Annotated in this window: 17 protein-coding genes; 13 read left to right on the top strand and 4 right to left on the bottom strand. The window is 72.7% G+C overall.

The window, feature by feature from the left end:
- A partial coding sequence (locus Aph01nite_RS32900; protein WP_204044941.1) for a hypothetical protein occupies nt 1–868 on the bottom strand: 868 nt, incomplete at its 3' end.
- On the opposite strand from Aph01nite_RS32900, the gene Aph01nite_RS32895 reads away from it, so the two are divergent.
- The 13 genes from Aph01nite_RS32895 to pssA all read left to right on the top strand — a co-directional run bounded on the left by Aph01nite_RS32895 (nt 855) and on the right by pssA (nt 13,886).
- Entirely contained in the window at nt 855–1,196 is a 342-nt protein-coding gene (locus Aph01nite_RS32895) for a hypothetical protein (RefSeq protein WP_204044940.1), read from the top strand. The two genes, Aph01nite_RS32900 and Aph01nite_RS32895, sit on opposite strands and share 14 nt — an antisense overlap.
- Nucleotides 1,193–1,432 carry a hypothetical protein gene (locus tag Aph01nite_RS32890; protein WP_204044939.1) on the top strand — a complete coding sequence of 80 codons (240 nt, stop codon included), beginning with the start codon at nt 1,193–1,195 and terminating at the stop codon, nt 1,430–1,432. Before Aph01nite_RS32895 ends, Aph01nite_RS32890 begins: the two co-directional genes overlap by 4 nt.
- Before the next feature lie 52 nt (nt 1,433–1,484).
- The gene (locus Aph01nite_RS32885) at nt 1,485–2,297 is read left to right on the top strand and encodes a TlyA family RNA methyltransferase (protein WP_204044938.1); all 813 of its coding nucleotides are present in this window, start codon (nt 1,485–1,487) and stop codon (nt 2,295–2,297) included.
- Nucleotides 2,298–2,353: 56 nt separating this feature from the next.
- On the top strand, nt 2,354–3,280 hold the full coding sequence (locus tag Aph01nite_RS32880) for an NAD kinase (protein WP_204044937.1): 927 nt from the start codon (nt 2,354–2,356) through the stop codon (nt 3,278–3,280).
- 81 nt (nt 3,281–3,361) lie between these two features.
- Nucleotides 3,362–5,080, top strand: a complete 1,719-nt coding sequence (recN, locus tag Aph01nite_RS32875) for a DNA repair protein RecN (protein WP_204044936.1) — start codon at nt 3,362–3,364, stop codon at nt 5,078–5,080.
- A 221-nt stretch (nt 5,081–5,301) separates the two neighbouring features.
- The gene (gene steA / locus Aph01nite_RS32870; protein WP_204044935.1) at nt 5,302–6,498 is read left to right on the top strand and encodes a putative cytokinetic ring protein SteA; all 1,197 of its coding nucleotides are present in this window, start codon (nt 5,302–5,304) and stop codon (nt 6,496–6,498) included.
- The gene (locus Aph01nite_RS32865) at nt 6,495–7,469 is read left to right on the top strand and encodes a copper transporter (RefSeq protein ID WP_204044934.1); all 975 of its coding nucleotides are present in this window, start codon (nt 6,495–6,497) and stop codon (nt 7,467–7,469) included. Before steA ends, Aph01nite_RS32865 begins: the two co-directional genes overlap by 4 nt.
- A 27-nt stretch (nt 7,470–7,496) precedes the next feature.
- Nucleotides 7,497–8,378, top strand: a complete 882-nt coding sequence (locus tag Aph01nite_RS32860; RefSeq protein WP_204044933.1) for a hypothetical protein — start codon at nt 7,497–7,499, stop codon at nt 8,376–8,378.
- A 4-nt stretch (nt 8,379–8,382) separates the two neighbouring features.
- The gene (gene murJ / locus Aph01nite_RS32855) at nt 8,383–9,984 is read left to right on the top strand and encodes a murein biosynthesis integral membrane protein MurJ (RefSeq protein WP_204044932.1); all 1,602 of its coding nucleotides are present in this window, start codon (nt 8,383–8,385) and stop codon (nt 9,982–9,984) included.
- Nucleotides 9,981–11,045: a glycosyltransferase family 4 protein gene (locus Aph01nite_RS32850; protein ID WP_204044931.1), complete on the top strand. Its 1,065-nt coding sequence runs from the start codon at nt 9,981–9,983 to the stop codon at nt 11,043–11,045. The genes murJ and Aph01nite_RS32850 overlap by 4 nt, the downstream gene beginning before the upstream one ends.
- A 258-nt stretch (nt 11,046–11,303) precedes the next feature.
- Nucleotides 11,304–12,278, top strand: coding sequence for a TerC family protein (locus Aph01nite_RS32845; RefSeq protein WP_204044930.1), 975 nt, complete (start codon nt 11,304–11,306; stop codon nt 12,276–12,278).
- A 122-nt stretch (nt 12,279–12,400) separates the two neighbouring features.
- Nucleotides 12,401–13,042: a phosphatidylserine decarboxylase gene (locus Aph01nite_RS32840; RefSeq protein WP_204044929.1), complete on the top strand. Its 642-nt coding sequence runs from the start codon at nt 12,401–12,403 to the stop codon at nt 13,040–13,042.
- Nucleotides 13,029–13,886, top strand: a complete 858-nt coding sequence (gene pssA, locus Aph01nite_RS32835; protein WP_239162156.1) for a CDP-diacylglycerol--serine O-phosphatidyltransferase — start codon at nt 13,029–13,031, stop codon at nt 13,884–13,886. The genes Aph01nite_RS32840 and pssA overlap by 14 nt, the downstream gene beginning before the upstream one ends.
- Nucleotides 13,887–13,945: 59 nt before the next feature.
- Here pssA and Aph01nite_RS32830 read toward each other — a convergent pair whose 3' ends face one another.
- From Aph01nite_RS32830 to Aph01nite_RS32820, 3 genes are all read right to left on the bottom strand, one after another.
- Nucleotides 13,946–14,584 carry an MBL fold metallo-hydrolase gene (locus Aph01nite_RS32830; RefSeq protein ID WP_204044928.1) on the bottom strand — a complete coding sequence of 213 codons (639 nt, stop codon included), beginning with the start codon at nt 14,582–14,584 and terminating at the stop codon, nt 13,946–13,948.
- A 26-nt stretch (nt 14,585–14,610) separates the two neighbouring features.
- Nucleotides 14,611–15,180: a hypothetical protein gene (locus Aph01nite_RS32825; RefSeq protein WP_204044927.1), complete on the bottom strand. Its 570-nt coding sequence runs from the start codon at nt 15,178–15,180 to the stop codon at nt 14,611–14,613.
- Nucleotides 15,181–15,395: 215 nt separating this feature from the next.
- Nucleotides 15,396–16,166 (bottom strand): maleylpyruvate isomerase family mycothiol-dependent enzyme, encoded by a 771-nt coding sequence (locus tag Aph01nite_RS32820; protein ID WP_204044926.1) that lies wholly within the window; start codon nt 16,164–16,166, stop codon nt 15,396–15,398.
- Nucleotides 16,167–16,361: the final 195 nt, after the last annotated feature.

The following is a 16,361-nucleotide window of genomic DNA, read 5'->3' as shown; positions in this document are numbered from 1 at the left end:
CCACGACCCGCGGCACCACGACCCGGGGGACCACGACCCGCGGCACCACGACCCGGGGGACCACGACCCGCGGCACCACGACCCGGGGGACCACGGCCAGAAGAAGTCCGGCCACCAAGTCGGCCACCACCAAGTCCGCCGCCAAGTCCACCACCAAGTCCGCCGCTACGAAGCCGGCCGCCAAGACGCCCGCGAAGACCGCTCCGGCCAAGAAGAGCGTCACCACCAAAAGCACATCCGCGGCCAAGCCGCGCACGACGGCCTCCCGGTCGACCACGGCGACCAAGTCCACCGCCAAGCCGCGTACGACCGCGTCCCGCTCGGCCACGCCCAAATCCACCACCGCGAAGCCGCGTCCGGCCGCGTCCCGCTCGGCCACGCCCAAATCCACCACCGCGAAGCCGCGTCCGGCCGCGTCCCGCTCGGCCACGCCCAAATCCACCACCGCGAAGCCGCGTCCGGCCGCGTCCCGATCCGGCGTGCGCCGGACCAGCACGACGAAGGTGGCGGCGGCCGGGAGTACCCGTACGGGCGTGGCCAGCGCCCGCCTGAAGCCCGCCGCCCGCCCGGCAGGACGCACGAAGCAAGCCGCGTCCACGGGAACCAGGTCCACCACCGCGAAGACGGCCACCCCGCGAAGCCGTACGGGTGTGAAGGCGGCCACCCTGCGAAGCCGTACAAGCTTGAAGGCGGCCACCCTGCGAAGCCGTACAAGCTTGAAGGCCGCCGGAACGACGCGGAAGACGGCGGCGGCGGGCAAGATGGGCGCCAGAACCGTGGCCAAGCCCGCGAGCCGGGCTAGTGTCGCGGGGAGGACGGGCAGGACCAGTTCGGCGGCGGCCAAGCCGGGCAGGATGACGGCGGCCAAGGCCGGTGTTAGGACGGTCGGCGGCAAGACGAGCACCAGGACGATCAAAACGACAAAGACAGCCACCGGAACGACCAAGACAGCCACCGGAACGATTAAGACAGCCACCGGGACGACCGCCAAGGCAGCCGCGAGGACGGCCGGCAGGACGACCGCCAAGGCTGCCGAGACGGCGGGCAGGACGGCCGCGAAGACGGTGCGCGCCACCGCCGCCGCCAAGACGATCAAGAAGACGATCGGCAGGGCGGCGGGGAAGGCGGCCGTGATGAGGGCGGCCGTGACGAAGGCGACCCGGAAGCGGGCGGCGGGGAGTGGAGGCAGTAGATGACGGAACCGGGCTTGGAGGGCGCGGGACTGGCGTTCCTGCGTAACATCCAGGCGGAGGGGTCGCCTGAACCCGGAGCGGTCGCGGGGCGTACCTCGGGGGGCGAAGGGTCGGTCGAGACCGCGATGGCGCGGCTGGACGGCCTCGCCGAGCGTCCCGTCGGGGAGCATGTGGCCGTTTTCGAGGAGGTTCTGGGTGACCTGGAGAGCACGCTCGGATCGGTGGACGAGCGTACGTGAACGCGAGCGGTGAGGTCCGGGCCGCGCCCGGCCCGGCGGTGAGGGCGGCCCGGTGAGCCAGCGCAGGCGGTTGGACAGCGAGCTGGTGCGGCGGAATCTGGCGCGTTCGCGCGAGCAGGCCGCCCAGCTCATCGACGCCGGCCGGGTGAGCGTGAGCGGCCGGGTCGCGGGGAAGGCGGCGACCCAGGTCGACACCGCCTCCCCGATCGTCGTGGCCGAGGCCGCCGAGGGTCCCGACTATGTGTCCAGGGGCGCCCACAAGCTGCTCGGTGCGCTGGCGGCCTTCGCCGACCTGCGCGTCGAGGGCCGGCGCTGCCTGGACGCGGGCGCCTCCACCGGAGGCTTCACCGACGTGCTGCTCCGCCACGGCGCCGCGCACGTGCTCGCCGTGGACGTCGGCTACGGTCAGCTCGCCTGGTCGCTGCGGACCGACGAGCGGGTCACCGTGATGGAGCGGACCAACGTCAGGGACCTCACCCCGGAGCTGGTCGGCGAGGCGCCCACGCTGATCGTGGGCGACCTGTCGTTCATCTCGCTCCGCCTGGTCCTGCCCGCCCTCACCGCCTGCCTCGCCGAGGGCGGCGAGCTGGTGATGCTGGTCAAACCCCAGTTCGAGGTGGGCAAGCACCGGGTCGGCGCGGGCGGCGTGGTCCGCGACCCGGCCCTGCGCGCCGACTCGGTCCGCGAGGTGGCCGCCACCGCCGCCGGCCTGGGCCTGACCGTGAAGGGCGTCACGGCCAGCCCGCTGCCGGGGCCTTCCGGCAACGTCGAATACCTGATCAGACTCGGCAAGGGCGCGGGGCACGAGCCGGTCGAGGACCTGGCGGCGGCCGTCGACCGCGCCGTCGCCGAGGGCCCGCGATGAGCCTGGAGGACCGCGATGACCCGCCCGTCCGGCCGTACGCTCACGGAAGCAGCAGGATGACTCCCCACCTGACCAGGGACGGCAAGCGGACCGTTCTCATCACCACGCACACCGGCCGGCAGGCGGCCATCGACAGCGCCCGGCTGGTCATCCACCGGCTGCTCGGCGAAGGGCTGAACGTGCGGGTGCCCGCCGACGAAGCCGAACTGGTCGCCGAGCCGGGCGTTGAGGTGGTCTCCCCGGCCGCGGCCCTGGCGGCCGACGCCGAACTGATGATCGTGCTCGGCGGCGACGGCACCCTGCTGCGGGCCGCCGAACTGGTGCGGCCCGTCGGCGTGCCCCTGCTCGGCGTCAACCTCGGCCACGTCGGATTCCTCGCCGAGGCCGAGGTGGAGGACCTCAAGGAGGTCGTCGACCGGGTGGTGGAGAGCCACTACGAGGTCGAGGAGCGGATGACCATCGACGTCGTGGTCCGCGCCAACGGCTCGGTGCTGGCCAGGACGTGGGCCCTCAACGAGGCGTCGGTGGAGAAGCGGGACCGCATGCTGGAGGTGGTCGCCGAGATCGACGGGCGGCCGCTGTCCCGCTGGGGCTGCGACGGGGTGATCTGCGCCACCAGCACCGGGTCCACCGCGTACGCGTTCTCGGCCGGCGGGCCGGTGGTCTGGCCCGAGGTGGAGGCGCTGCTGCTGGTGCCCAACAGCGCGCACGCCCTGTTCGCCCGGCCGATGGTGATATCGCCCAAGGCCCGGGTGGCCGTGGAGATCCTGCCGGAGACCAGCGCGGGCATCCTGTGGTGCGACGGCAGGCGCAGGTTCGACCTGCCGCCCGGCGCGCGGGTGGAGGTGACCAGGGGCGAGACCCCGGTCCGCCTGGCCCGCATGCTCGGCGCCGAGACCACCGGCGCGCCGTTCACCGACCGTTTGGTGGCCAAGTTCGGGCTGCCGGTGGCAGGCTGGCGCGGCCGGGTCAGGAACCACTGACCGGCCCGCGCCCGACTCGAAAATCTTGGCGAGTTGCGCGTAGGATCTCATCCGACATCGCAGCTGAACGGGAGGGACCCAGTGCGACCGAGGGTCGAGGAGGTCCGGATCCAGGGGCTTGGCGTCATCGACGAGGCCGTCCTGGAGCTGTCACCGGGGTTCACCGTTGTCACAGGTGAGACGGGCGCCGGCAAGACCATGGTGGTGACCGGCCTGGGGCTGCTGTTCGGCGGGCGGGCCGACCCGGCGCGGGTGCGCCCGGGGTCCGACCGGGCCACCGTGGAGGGCACCCTGCGGGTGGACCCCGAGGGCCGCGCGGCCCAGCAGGTGTTCGACATCGGCGGCGACGTCGAGGGCGGCGAGCTCATCATCTCCCGCACCGTCTCCACCGAGGGCCGCTCCCGGGCCTGGCTCGGCGGGCGCACCGTCCCGGTCGGGACGCTCACCTACCTGGCCGACGACCTGGTGGCCGTGCACGGCCAGATGGACCAGCAGCGGCTGCTCCAGCCCGGCCGGCAGCGCGCCGCCCTCGACCGTTACGCGGGCGACGAACTGGTCAAGCCCCTCCGGGCGTACGAGCAGTCGTACAAGCGGCACAAGCAGGTCGGCGAGCTGCTGGCCGAGCTGACCACCCGGGCGCGGGAACGCGCGCAGGAGGCCGACGTGCTCAGGTTCGGGCTCGGCGAGATCGAGAAGGCCGAGCCGAGGGCGGGGGAGGACGCCGAGCTGAAGGAGGAGGCCGAGCGGCTCTCCCACGCCGACGCGCTCAGGAACGCCGCCACCACCGCGCACACGGCGCTCCTCGGCGACCCCATGTCGGGGCCGGAGGCGGCCCAGGACGCGGTCTCCCTGGTCGGCATGGCCAAGTCCGCCGTCGAGGCGGTGCGCGAGTTCGACCCGGCGCTCGGCGGGCTCGCCGACCGGCTGGCCGAAGCCGGCTACCTCATCAACGACGTGGCCACCGAGCTGGCCGCCTACGCCGAGTCGGTGGAGGCCGACCCCGCCCGGCTGGCCGCCGTGCAGGAGCGGCGCGCCGTGCTGACCGGCCTGGTCCGCAAGTACGGCGCGGACGTGGCCGAGGTCCTGGACTGGGCCCGCAGGTCGGCCGCCCGCCTCACCGAGCTGGACGGCGACGACGACCGGATCGCCGAACTCACCCGCGAGCACGACGAGCTGAGCGAGCGCCTGGACGAGCAGGCCGGCGAGCTCACCCGGATCCGCACCGGCACCGCCGAGCGGTTCGCCGAGGCCGTCACCGCCGAGCTCGGCGCGCTCGCGATGCCGCACGCCCGGGTCAGCGTCGAGATCACCAGAAGCCCCGACTTCGGGCCGCAGGGCGTGGACGAGGTCGAGCTCCGGCTGGCCGCCCACCCCGCCGCCCCCCCGCTCCCGCTCGGCAAGGGCGCCTCCGGCGGCGAGCTGAGCCGCGTCATGCTGGCCATCGAGGTCGTCTTCGCGGGCGCCGACCCGGTCCCCACGTTCGTCTTCGACGAGGTGGACGCGGGCGTCGGCGGCAAGGCCGCCGTCGAGATCGGCCGCCGCCTGGCCAAGCTGGCCAGAACCGCGCAGGTGATCGTCGTCACCCACCTGCCCCAGGTGGCCGCCTTCGCCGACCAGCACCTGGTGGTGGAGAAGGCGAGCGACGGCAGCGTCGTCCGCAGCGGCGTCGTCGCCCTCGACCGCGAGGGCCGGGCCCGCGAGCTGTCCCGCATGCTCGCCGGTTTGGAGGATTCCGAGCTGGGCAGGGCGCACGCCGAGGAACTGCTGTCGCTGGCGGCGGCCGCGAAGGCCGCCGTCTGACCGGTGCGCGAAAATGCCGCGCACCGGCACCCCATCTCCTGATATATCCCGTCATGCGAGGAAGGTTCCGGCCCGCGGCCGGTCCCGCGAGGCGAAGCCGTCCCGGCGTACGGCGGACGGTGGCCGACCTGCCCTTTTCCCGGGCGGGTAGGTTGTGACAAACCTGACACGTGCCGGGGTGTCGGGCCGTCATGGTCGTTCGCTCTGGCAGGATGGTCACGATGAAGGTCCCGAGCGTGAAGGTTTCGGGCCTCCGCCGCAGGAAGGTCAACGACCTTCCCGGGGTGACGGCAGTGGCGAGGATCGACCGGCGGACCAAGAGGCTGACCAAGCGCCTCAAGGCCGGGGAGATCGCGATTATCGATCACGTTGACGTCGACCGGGTGAGCGCGGAGGCGTTGGTGGCATGCGGTGCTTCGGCCGTGGTCAACGTGGCCAGCAACATCAGCGGCCGCTACCCCAACCTCGGGCCGCAGATCCTGATCGAGGCCGGGGTGACGCTGGTCGACAACGCCAGCCCCGAACTGTTCGAGCGGGTCCGCGACGGCGACCTCGTCCGGGTCCACGAGGGCGTGGTCTACCTCGACGACGAACCCGCCGGGAAGGGCGAGATCGAGACGGCCGAGTCCGTCGAGGCCGCCATGACCGAGGCCCGCGCCGGCCTGTCCGTGCAGATCGAGGCCTTCACCGTCAACACGATGGAGTACGTGCGCCGCGAGCGCGACCTGCTCATCGACGGCGTGGGCGTGCCCGACATCGTCACCGCCATGGACGGCAGGCACGTGCTCATCGTGGTCCGGGGCTACCACTACAAGGAGGACCTGGCCGCGCTCCGGCCGTACATCCGGGAGTACCGGCCGGTCATGGTCGGGGTGGACGGCGGCGCGGACGCGCTGATCGAGGCCGGCTACAAGCCGGACGTGATCGTCGGCGACTTCGACTCGGTGACGGACCGGGCGCTCACCTGCGGGGCCGAGCTGGTCGTGCACGCCTACCGGGACGGGCGCGCGCCCGGCCTGGAGCGCGTGCACCGGCTGGGGCAGGACGCGGTGCTGTTCCCCGCGGCGGCCACCAGCGAGGACATCGCGATGCTGCTGGCCGACGAGAAGGGCGCCTCGCTCATCGTCGCCGTCGGCACGCACGCCACCCTCATCGAGTTCCTGGACAAGGGCCGCGCGGGCATGGCGAGCACGTTTCTCACCCGGCTCCGGCTGGGCAGCAAGCTCATCGACGCCAAGGGCGTCAGCAGGCTCTATCGCAGCCGTATCTCCACGGCGTCCCTGCTGCTTCTCGTGGCCACCACCCTGGTCACCATCGGCGTGGTGCTGTTCGTCGCGCCGGTCGGGAAGATCTGGCTGGACGGGCTCCAGGACACGTGGAACGGCTTCATCTTCTGGGTGGTCGGACTCTTCTCGTGATCGATTTTCGCTATCACCTCGTCTCCATCGTCGCGATCTTCCTGGCGCTGACGGTGGGCATCGTGCTGGGCAGCACGGTCCTGCAAAACCCGATCATCAGCTCGACGCAGGCGACCGCCGAGAGCCTCAAGAAGGTCAACCAGGACCAGCGCGACCAGATCGCCGCGCTCCAGGCGCGCGAGGACGGCAACAACGCGTTCGTCGCCGGGGCCACCGCCGAACTGGTCAAGGGCGACCTGGCCGCCGAGCACGTGGTCGTGGTGGAGGCCCCCGGGGCGCCGAGCGGCCTGCGCGACCAGGTGCGGGAGGCCATCGAGCTGGCCGGGGGCACCTACACCGGGCGGGTGGCGCTGACCGACAGGTTCATCGCGCCCGAGCAGGCCGGGGTCGTCGAGGGGCTGGCCGCGCAGCTCGCGCCCGTGGGCACGATGTTCCCGGAGGGGGCCACGCCGTACGACAAGGCGGGGCAGGTGCTGGCCGGGGCGCTGATGACGAGCGTGGCCATGCAGGCGGGCACGGTGAACGCGGCGGCCTCCTCGGTGCTGGAGGTGTTCCAGGAGGGCGGCTTCATCTCGATGTCGGACGATCCGGGCAAGCGGGCCACGCTCGCCGTCGTGGTGGCGCCCGCGGTGCCGTACGAGGGGGAGGCGGCGGAGGCGCAGAACGGCGCGGTCGTCTCGGTGGCGGGAGCGCTGGACAAGGCCGGGCTCGGGACCGTGCTGGCCGGGACGATCACCGCGTCCTCGACCGGCGGGGTCATCGCGGCGCTGCTCGACTCGGGGGACGAGGCGTCTCAGGTGTCTACGGTGGACACCCTCGATCTGCCCTCGGGCCGGGCCGTCGTGGTCTACGCTCTGCGGGAGCAGTACGCAGGCCGTTCCGGGGCGTACGGGATCGGCAGCGGGGCGACGGCGTTCGAGCCGCCCCCCAGCGCGAGCCCCAGTCCCAGCCCGCCGGCGACCGGCGGCTGACCCCTCACCATCGTTAGGACATCCGCTGTGGGCAATCGTTCCTGGCCGGCCGCCCTGTCGGGCGCCGTCATCGGGGCCGTCGCGGCCCGCGCCGCCTACTCGGCCTTCCGCCGCCGCCCGCCGGTCGGCGAGGAGAAGACGTGGACCCGCACGAACCACCGCGGCGAATCCGTCACCCTCCTGGAGGGGCCCGCCTACGTCGCCGCCACCGGCGCTGCCGCCGCCCTCACACCCGGGCTGCCGTGGCGGCTGCGCGCCGCCGCCGTGCTGGCCGGGGTGGGCAGCGGCGTGCTCGGCGGGTACGACGACATCTACGGCGCCACCGCGACCAAGGGCTTCAAGGGCCACCTGGCCGCGCTGGCCCGCCGCGAGGTGACCAGCGGCTCCGTCAAGATCGTCGGCATCGGCGCGGCCGGTCTGGCCGCCGCGGCCCTGGCCGGGTCCGCCCGCCGGGACTCCGGCTCGGCCGGGGCGCGGGCCGCCGACGTGCTCATCGACGGCGCGCTGATCGCCGGGGGCGCCAACCTGGCGAACCTGTTCGACCTGCGGCCCGGCCGCGCCATCAAGGTGGGCCTGCTCGCCGGTGCCCCGCTGCTGGCCGCCTCCCTGTCCGGCTCCCGCCCTGCCGCCGCCGGTCTGGCCGCCGTGCCGCTGGGCGCGGCCGTTGCGCTGCTGCCCGAGGACCTGGCGGAGCGGGCCATGCTCGGCGACGCGGGCGCGAACTCCATGGGCGCGCTGCTCGGCCTGGCCGCGTCGGTCCGGCTGAGCAGGCGGGCGCGGCTCGGCCTGCTCGGCGTGGTCGCCGGGCTGACGGCCGCCTCGGAGAAGGTGAGCTTCACGAAGGTCATCGCCGGGAACCCGGTGCTGAACCGGATCGACATGATCGGCCGGAGGCCGGCGCAGCGGTGACCGCATGATCGGACGGCTCGGCCGGGGCGTCGCCGGGGCCGCGGTGCTCATCGGGGTCATCACGATCCTGGGCCGCGTCGCCGGGTTCGGCAAGCAGCTCGCCTTCGCGCACACGGTGGGCACCAAGTGCCTGGCCACCGCGTACTACACGGCGAACCAGATCCCGAACCTGGTGTTCGAGATCGTGGTCGGCGGCGCGCTGGCGGGCATGGTCGTGCCGGTCCTGGCGGGACCCGCGGGGCGGGCCGCCAAGGATGAGGTGAGCGCCGTCTCCTCGGCGCTGCTCACCTGGGTGCTGGTCCTGCTCGTCCCGCTCAGCCTGCTCACCGCCCTGCTGGCCGGGCCGGTCGTGAGCCTGTTCGTCGGCGACCCGGCCGGCTGCGACGCCGGGGCGGTCGTCGCGACCGCGACCCGCATGCTCGTCGTCTTCGCCCCCCAGATCGCCCTGTACGGCATCGCCGTCGTGCTCTACGGCGTGCTCCAGGCCCACCGCCGCTTCGCCGGACCGGCGCTGGCCCCACTGGTGTCCAGCCTGGTGGTGATCGTCGCGTACCTGGCCTTCGTGCCGCTCAGCCACGGGGAGATCCGGCCGGGCCTGGTGCCGGAGCCGGCCGAGCTGGTCCTGTCCGGCGGCACCACGCTGGGCGTGGTCGCGCTCGTGGTCGCCGTGCTCGGGCCGGCCGCGCGGCTCCGGCTGCGCTGGCGGCCCGCGCTCCGGTTCCCGCCGGGGGTGGCCGCGCAGGTCAGGACGCTGGCGCTGGCCGGGCTCAGCGCGCTGCTGGCCCAGCAGGTGGCCATGGCGGTGGTGGTGTGGCTGGCCAACGCGGCGGGCTCCGGGCGGATCGCCGCGTACAACTACGCCTGGGCGATCTACCTCGTCCCGTACGCGGTGCTGGCCGTGCCGATCGCGACCAGCGCCTTCCCGGTCCTGTCGGCGCGGGCGGAGGCCGGCGACCACGACGGGTTCGCCGCGCTCTCCGCCAGGACCACCCGGGTCGTCCTGCTCGTCTCCGGCCTGGCCGCCGGCACCCTGGCCGCCACCGCCGGCCCGATCGCGGACGTCTTCCTCCAGCAGGCCCCGACGGACGTACGGGTCCCCGAGTTCGCCCGCGCCATCGCCCTGTTCGCCCCCGGCCTGCTCGGCTACGGCCTCACCGCCCACCTCACCCGCGTCCTGTACGCCTCCGGCCACGGCCGCCCCGCCGCCCGCGACATGGTGGCCGGCTGGGCCGTCGTCATCGCCGCCCAGACCGCCTTCTCCCTCACCTTCCCGCAGCCGTGGAAACTCGGCGGCCTCGCCCTCGGCCAGGCCGCCGGCATGACCGTCGCCGGGATTCTGCTCCTGCTCTCGGTACGCCGGGCGGCCGGCGGACCGGCCCTGGTCGGAACGCCCCGGGCCGGGGTGGCCGCCCTCCTCGGCGGGGTCACCGCCTACCTGTCCGGCTCCGCCGTGGTCCACGTGTTCGGCCCGCAGCCCCTCTGGGGGAGCGTCCTGGAGACGGCCGTCGCCGCCCTGGCCGCCGCGGCGGGGGGAATCCTCGTGGCCGCCGCCATCGACCGCGGCGACCTGCGCGCCCTCCTCTCCAGAAAGGCCGTCCCGAGATGAGGATCGTCCTGGTCCTGGGCACCAGCTCCGGCGGCGTCGGCCGGCACGTGCGCACCCTCGCCCGCGGTCTCGTCGCGGCGGGCCACGAGGTCCTGGTGGCGGGCCCGCCCGCCACCGAGTCCGCCTTCGGCTTCACCGGGACGGGCGCGGCCTTCGCCGCCCTGCCCGTCTCCGACCGGCCCCATCCGGTCAACGACCTGCGCAGCGTCCTCGCCCTGCGCCGCCTCACCGGCGGCGCGGACGTCGTGCACGCCCACGGCCTGCGCGCGGGCGCCCTCGCCGGCCTGGCCGGAGGGCGGGGCGAGCTGGTGGTGACGCTGCACAACGCCCTGACGGCCGGGGGCGCGATCGGCGCCATGTACGGCGTCCTGGAACGCGTCGTGGCCCGCCGAGCCGACCGGATCCTGGTGGTCTCGCCCGACCTCGGGGAGCGCATGCGGCGGCTGGGCGCGCGGCGGGTGGCGGCGGCCGTGGTGCCCGCGCCCGAGTTCGCGGGCGCGCGGCGGCCCGCCGCCGAGGTCCGGGCCGAGCTGGGGGAGGGCGCCGTCGTGCTGACGGTGGCCCGGCTGGCCCAGCAGAAGGGCCTGGAGGTGCTGCTGGAGGCCGCGTCAGGGGCGTACCCGGAGAAGGTGCTGTTCGCCGTCGCCGGGGAGGGGCCGCTGCGGGCCGGACTGGAGGAGCGGATCGCCGGGCGGGGGCTGCCGGTACGGCTGCTGGGGGACCGCGGGGACGTGGGGGATCTCTTGGGGGTCGCATCGGTTTACGTGGTGCCGAGCTGGTGGGAGGGGCAGCCGCTGACCGTGCAGGAGGCGCTCCGGGCGGGAGTCCCCATCGTCGCCACCCGGGTGGGCGGCATTCCCGACATGGTGGGAGATGCGGCCCTGCTGGTGCCGCCGGGCGACGCCGGGGCCATCCGCGACGCGGTCGTCCGGGTGCTGACGGAACCGGGGCTGGCCGAGCGGCTGCGCCGGGCCGCCGCCGAGCGCGGGGAACGGCTGCCGGCCGAGTCCGACGCGGTCGGCGCGGTGCTGAGCGCCTACGGCGATCACGCCGGAACCTGACCGCGACCGGGAATCAAACCGGTGCTTAAAGGGTTGGTCGAGGTGGTTCCACGAATTACAGACCCCGGAGTTAGGTCAGATTCGATGGGATCTCTATACTGAAACGGTTGGGGGGGAGTATCCCTTCGCGACGGTCCCGTCATCACGGCTTCAGAGCCCGGGGCCGTCGGTCTGTGCCTGGCGCCTTTTCGGCGCCGCCGGCCAGGCGGGAGAGACCTCCGGCAGTGTGTATCGTCGCGCGCCGGAGGGGCTACGTCTGTGAACATTCCTGCCTGGGGTTGGGCCGCCGTCATCATCGGCCTGCTGATCGTCCTCGCCATCGACCTGTGGATCGTCGACCGGGGTGAGGCCAAAGAGTTCTCGTTCCGCCAGGCGGGGTTCTGGGTCGGCTTCTACGTCACCCTGGCCATCCTGTTCGGCATCGGGCTGCTGGTGTTCGCCGGGCCCACCGAGTCCGGCGAGTTCTTCGCGGGCTACCTCACCGAGTACAGCCTCAGTGTCGACAACCTGTTCATATTCTTCATCATCATGTCGCGGTTCGCGGTGCCGAAGGAGTACCAGCACCGGGTCCTGCTGATCGGCATCCTGATCGCCCTGGTGATGCGCGGCATCTTCATCGCCATCGGCGCCGCCGCCCTCAACCAGTTCCACTGGCTGTTCTACGTGTTCGGCGTCTTCCTGGTGTACACCGCGTACACGCTGGTCCGCGACCACGGCAAGCACGAGGACGACTTCGCCGAGAACTTCCTGCTCCGCGCCGCCCGCCGCTGGTTCCGCACCACCCCGGACTTCGTCGGCCACAAGACCATCGTCAAGGTCAACGGCCGCCGCATGGTCACCCCGATGCTCATCGTGATGATCGCCATCGGCACCACCGACCTGCTGTTCGCCCTGGACTCCATCCCCGCGATCTTCGGCCTCACCCAGGACGCCTTCATCGTCTTCACCGCCAACGCCTTCGCCCTGATGGGGCTGCGCCAGCTCTACTTCCTCCTCGGCGGCCTGCTGCAGCGGCTCATCTACCTCAGCTACGGACTGGCGTTCATCCTCGCCTTCATCGGAGTCAAGCTCGTCCTCGAAGCCGCGCATGACACGGTCAGCTGGGCGCCCGAGATTCCCATTTCGGTCTCGCTGGGTGTCATCATCGTGACCATGGTCGTGACCACGGTGCTCAGCCTGATGAGGTCCCGCAAGGACGCGGCCGCCGCCCCGGCCGAAGTGGAGCGCCACTAGCGCAACGACGGCCGAGGCGCTTTGCTTGTCTCGATGTGGCCGTGTAAAGACAACGGGATCGGTAACATAGGTGGTTAAGTCACATTACGGTCCCTAGTCGCAAAAGAGTACAAAGGCTCCCAGTGTCGAACGATTCTGTTAGTCCCCGCGCGCTCCGGCTGGCGCGCGGGGTATCCCCGTGGCTGGTTCCGACCGCCGCGGCGGCGGCCGTCACAGCCCTTCTCACCCGGAGGTCCCGCCGATGGGCGTTCGCGGCGGTGCCGCTGACCGCGCTCACGGGTGGCATGCTCTGGTTCTTCCGCGACCCGGAGCGTACGCCCGGCCTCGGCCGGCTGCTCTCGCCCGCCGACGGAGTGGTGCAGAGCATCGACCCGTGGGAGGACGGCCGGACCCGGGTGGCGATCTTCATGAGCCCGGTGAACGTGCACGTGAACCGCGCCCCCGCGGGCGGCACCGTCACCTCGGTGGAGCACGTCGCCGGCGGGTTCACGCCGGCGTTCAACAAGGACAGCGACAAGAACGAGCGGGTGGTGTGGCACTTCGACACCCCGCTCGGCGACGTCGAGATGGTGCAGATCGCGGGCGCGGTGGCCCGGCGCATCATCCCGTACGTGGCGGCAGGGGCCAAGGTCGCCCAGGGGGAGCGGGTCGGGCTCATCCGGCTCGGCTCCCGGGTGGACGTCTACCTGCCGGAGGGAATCCGGCCCGCGGTCACCGTGGGAGACAAGACGGTGGCTGGGGTGACCCGCATTGACCGCGCCTGATCTCGGGGCGAGGGGCACGGCGGGCTGGTCCATCGACGCCCCGATCGCCGAAACCGCGGAGACCGAGGAGGAGCCGCGCGGACCGGTGGGCAAGGCGTTCCGCCTGTCCGCCGCCGACTCGCTCTCACTCGGCAACGCCCTGTCCGGCTTCCTGTCCGTGGTGGTGCTCGCCTACTCCGCGATCGACCAGCTCAAGTCGGACGGCAAGTTCGAGCCCGACCCCCGCTTCTTCGGCACCGCCGTGGTGCTGCTGCTCATCGGCGCCACCTGCGACCTGTTCGACGGCCTGGTGGCCCGCCGGTTCCGGGCGTCCGCGATGGGCGCGGAGCTCGACAACCTGGCCGACGTGATCAGCTTCGGCTTCGCGCCCGCCTTCATGGTGGTCATCTGGGGCGGCTTCGCCGAACGCCTGCCACTCTGGCTGGTCCTGGCCGCGGCCGGGTCCGTGCTGCTGGCCGGGGTCATCCGGCTGGCCAGGTTCGCCTGCGTGAAGACCAAGAGCGGCGACTTCATGGGGCTGCCCATCCCGATGGGCGCGATGACCGTGGTGTCGGTCGTGCTGCTGTTCCAGCCGACGGTGTGGACGATCGCGGGCATCTTCGCGATCGCCTGGCTGATGGTCAGCCGGATCGAGTACCCGAAGCCGAAGGGCAACCTGGCGGCGCTGGTGCTCGGCTGGATGATGATCAACGTGGCCTGCCTGACCATCTGGGCGGCCGGGCTGGCCGGCGGCGACGAGCTCATCCAGGTCGGCGCGATCATGCAGATCGCCATCGTGTCGGCCATCCCGCTGCGGGTGCTGATGTTCAAGCGCTCCCAGCGCAAGGAGCGCGGCTCCGTCTGAGTTCTTCCGCGAAAGGGGCCCGGGTGACCCGGGCCCCTTTCTGCTCGTACGGCCGGGGGCTACCAGCCGCGGGCGCGCCACTCCGGCAGCGCCGGGCGCTCGACCCCGAGCGTGGTGTCCTTGCCGTGGCCGGGGTACACCCAGGTCTCGTCGGGGAAGCGGTCGAAGATGCGCTCGACCACGTCGGTGTAGAGCTGATCGAAGCGCTCCGGGTCCTTCTGCGTGTTGCCGACCCCGCCGGGGAACAGCGAGTCGCCGGTGAAGATGTGTCCCGGGTAGTGGAGCGCGATCGAGCCGGGCGTGTGGCCGCGCAGGTGCACGACCTCCAGGCTGCGCACCCCGACCGTGACCCGGTCGCCGTGCTCGACCTCGCGGGACCGTACGGGCAGGGCGGGCGCGTCCAGCGGGTGCGCGATGGGGGTGGCGCCCGTGGCCGCCGCCACCTCGGCCAGGGCCAGCCAGTGGTCCTGGTGCTGATGCGTGGTCACGATCGCGCTGATGGGCATGTCCCCGATCAGCTCGATCAGCCGGTCCGGCTCGGCGGCGGCGTCGATGAGCAGGCCGTCCCCCGTCTCGGTGCAGCGCACCAGGTAGGCGTTGTTCCCGAAGTCCCCGACTTCGAGCTTGGCGATGGTCAGTCCTTCCAGCTCCCGCACGTCGGCGGGCCCGCCCTTGACCACGTCTCCGGTGTAGCTCATGACTCTCCTCAGATGATCGGTACGGCCTACGCTACCGAGGCCGCCTGGTTGTGCCAGAAACCGACCAGGATCGCGGTCCACCAGGCCGCCTGGGAGGCCGTGCCGGAGAGCAGCAGCCGGACCCGCTGGGCGCGGGACAGGCCGCCGAAGGAGGGATCGCCGGGCAGGGCGGCCAGTTCGCGGGTGAGCAGCCGCGCGTGTATCCCGTTCAGGCCCGTGACCAGCACGGCCGCCAGTTTCAGCCAGGTCAGCGGGGAGTCCAGGTCGGGTTCGAGGAGCGCTCCGGTGACGACGAGGCCGGCGTACCCCAGCCAGACGACGGGGTCGGCGGCGGAGACCACGCGCATGGTCTGCGCGGCGCCCTGCCGTCCGGTCAGGAACAGCAGGCCGCACGTGTCGATCACGAGGACCGCGCCGAAGCCGGCGCAGAGCGCCAGCAGGTGGCCGAACTGGGCGGTGAGCTGGATGCCAGCGGGCGGCCGGACCCAGAGGGTGGCGGCGATGGCGCCGCCCCAGACCAGGGTGACGGCCAGGGCGGCCGGGACGGCGAACCGGAATGCGGGGATGCGTCGCAGCGACTGCTCGTTGGCGGCCATACGCCCTCCTCGGCCAGATAGCGGGATATTTCACGCTTTCCGTATCTGGGCGTGGCGGTATCGCTCAACAGCCGCCACTGCGCGGCGAACCAGGCCCCGCGCCGCGATCGGGCGCTGGCCTGCGCGTACGGCGGGCGCCCCAGGTGAGTCGATCATGAAGCGTTCAGAACCCCGCTGAACAGGATCATGGCGTCCTGACCGCCGTCTTACCGCGGTCAGAGGGACGGCGGCCAGGTGTCCGGGACGGCGGCGGGCAGGCCCTCCGGAGCCGCCTGGAACGGCCACGGCGGCGGCGCCGGCAGCGGTCCCGAGGCGGTCAGGCGGTCGCCGGAGGTCCGGCCGGACAGCCAGGCCAGCAGGTCCCGGCGGGTGCCCGTCACGCTGGGGCCCTCGCCCAGGCCGGTCCAGGTCTCGTCCCGCGTCTCGTCGCTCTCCACCACCCGGATCTCGCCGACCGGCCCGGCGCCCGGGGTCCAGCTGCGCATGGTGTCGTGGAAGTCCCAGACCACGTACTGCTCGGGCCAGTCCGCCCAGCCGTAGCCCGTGCCGAGGTCGCCGTGGTGGATCTCCACCTCGCGCAGGCGGCGCATCAGCACGTACCAGGCCGGGTGGTCCACGCCGCGCGCGCTGACCAGGACCGTCCAGTCGCTCTCGGTCATCGCCGCGGCGGCCGCGTCGAACCGCGCCGCGCCCGCCTCCAGGTCGGCCAGCTGCTCCTTGGCCGGCCGGGGCGCGCCCGCCTCGATGTCGGCGTCCCTGACCTCCATGCTCGGGTACTGCGGCGTGGGCACGCCGGTGCGGGCCCAGGTGAACAGGTTGATCAGGCTGTCGCCGCTCCTGGCGACGTGGGTGACCACGTGGCCCCGGCTCCAGCCCGGCAGCAGGGAGGGCGCGTGGAGGTCGGCGTCGGTCAGGGCGGACACGGTCGTGATCAGGCGGGCGGTCGAGTCGGCCAGCTGGGCGCGGTACTCATCGAGGACTGACATGAACCCTGATCGTATCCAGGGGCTCGCGGCGGGAGCCGTACCGGGAATGTCCAGCGGTGGTTTGACGCCGCGTTTACCCTGGATGTGGGCGGGGTCGGCGGCCGGGGCGGCCGGGCCTCGCGGACCTCGCGAAAAATGTCAGTGGGCCTGGGTAGCCTGCCCCGTGCACCTTCCTGTTGACGAAATCGACCTACC

Origin of the sequence: Acrocarpospora phusangensis, from assembly GCF_016862995.1 — a bacterium.
Lineage (GTDB): Bacteria > Actinomycetota > Actinomycetes > Streptosporangiales > Streptosporangiaceae > Acrocarpospora > Acrocarpospora phusangensis.
This window is presented reverse-complemented; position numbering and strand designations above follow the sequence as displayed.

Bases quoted from the DNA above. Each gene is read 5' to 3' on its own strand.
- Aph01nite_RS32895 (WP_204044940.1), top strand. From the start codon at position 855: ATGACGGCGGCCAAGGCCGGTGTTAGGACGGTCGGCGGCAAGACGAGC.
- Aph01nite_RS32890 (WP_204044939.1), top strand. From the start codon at position 1,193: ATGACGGAACCGGGCTTGGAGGGCGCGGGACTGGCGTTCCTGCGTAAC.
- Aph01nite_RS32880 (WP_204044937.1), top strand. From the start codon at position 2,354: ATGACTCCCCACCTGACCAGGGACGGCAAGCGGACCGTTCTCATCACC.
- steA (WP_204044935.1), top strand. From the start codon at position 5,302: ATGAAGGTCCCGAGCGTGAAGGTTTCGGGCCTCCGCCGCAGGAAGGTC.
- murJ (WP_204044932.1), top strand. From the start codon at position 8,383: ATGATCGGACGGCTCGGCCGGGGCGTCGCCGGGGCCGCGGTGCTCATC.
- Aph01nite_RS32850 (WP_204044931.1), top strand. From the start codon at position 9,981: ATGAGGATCGTCCTGGTCCTGGGCACCAGCTCCGGCGGCGTCGGCCGG.
- Aph01nite_RS32830 (WP_204044928.1), bottom strand. From the start codon at position 14,584: ATGAGCTACACCGGAGACGTGGTCAAGGGCGGGCCCGCCGACGTGCGG.
- Aph01nite_RS32825 (WP_204044927.1), bottom strand. From the start codon at position 15,180: ATGGCCGCCAACGAGCAGTCGCTGCGACGCATCCCCGCATTCCGGTTC.
- Aph01nite_RS32820 (WP_204044926.1), bottom strand. From the start codon at position 16,166: ATGTCAGTCCTCGATGAGTACCGCGCCCAGCTGGCCGACTCGACCGCC.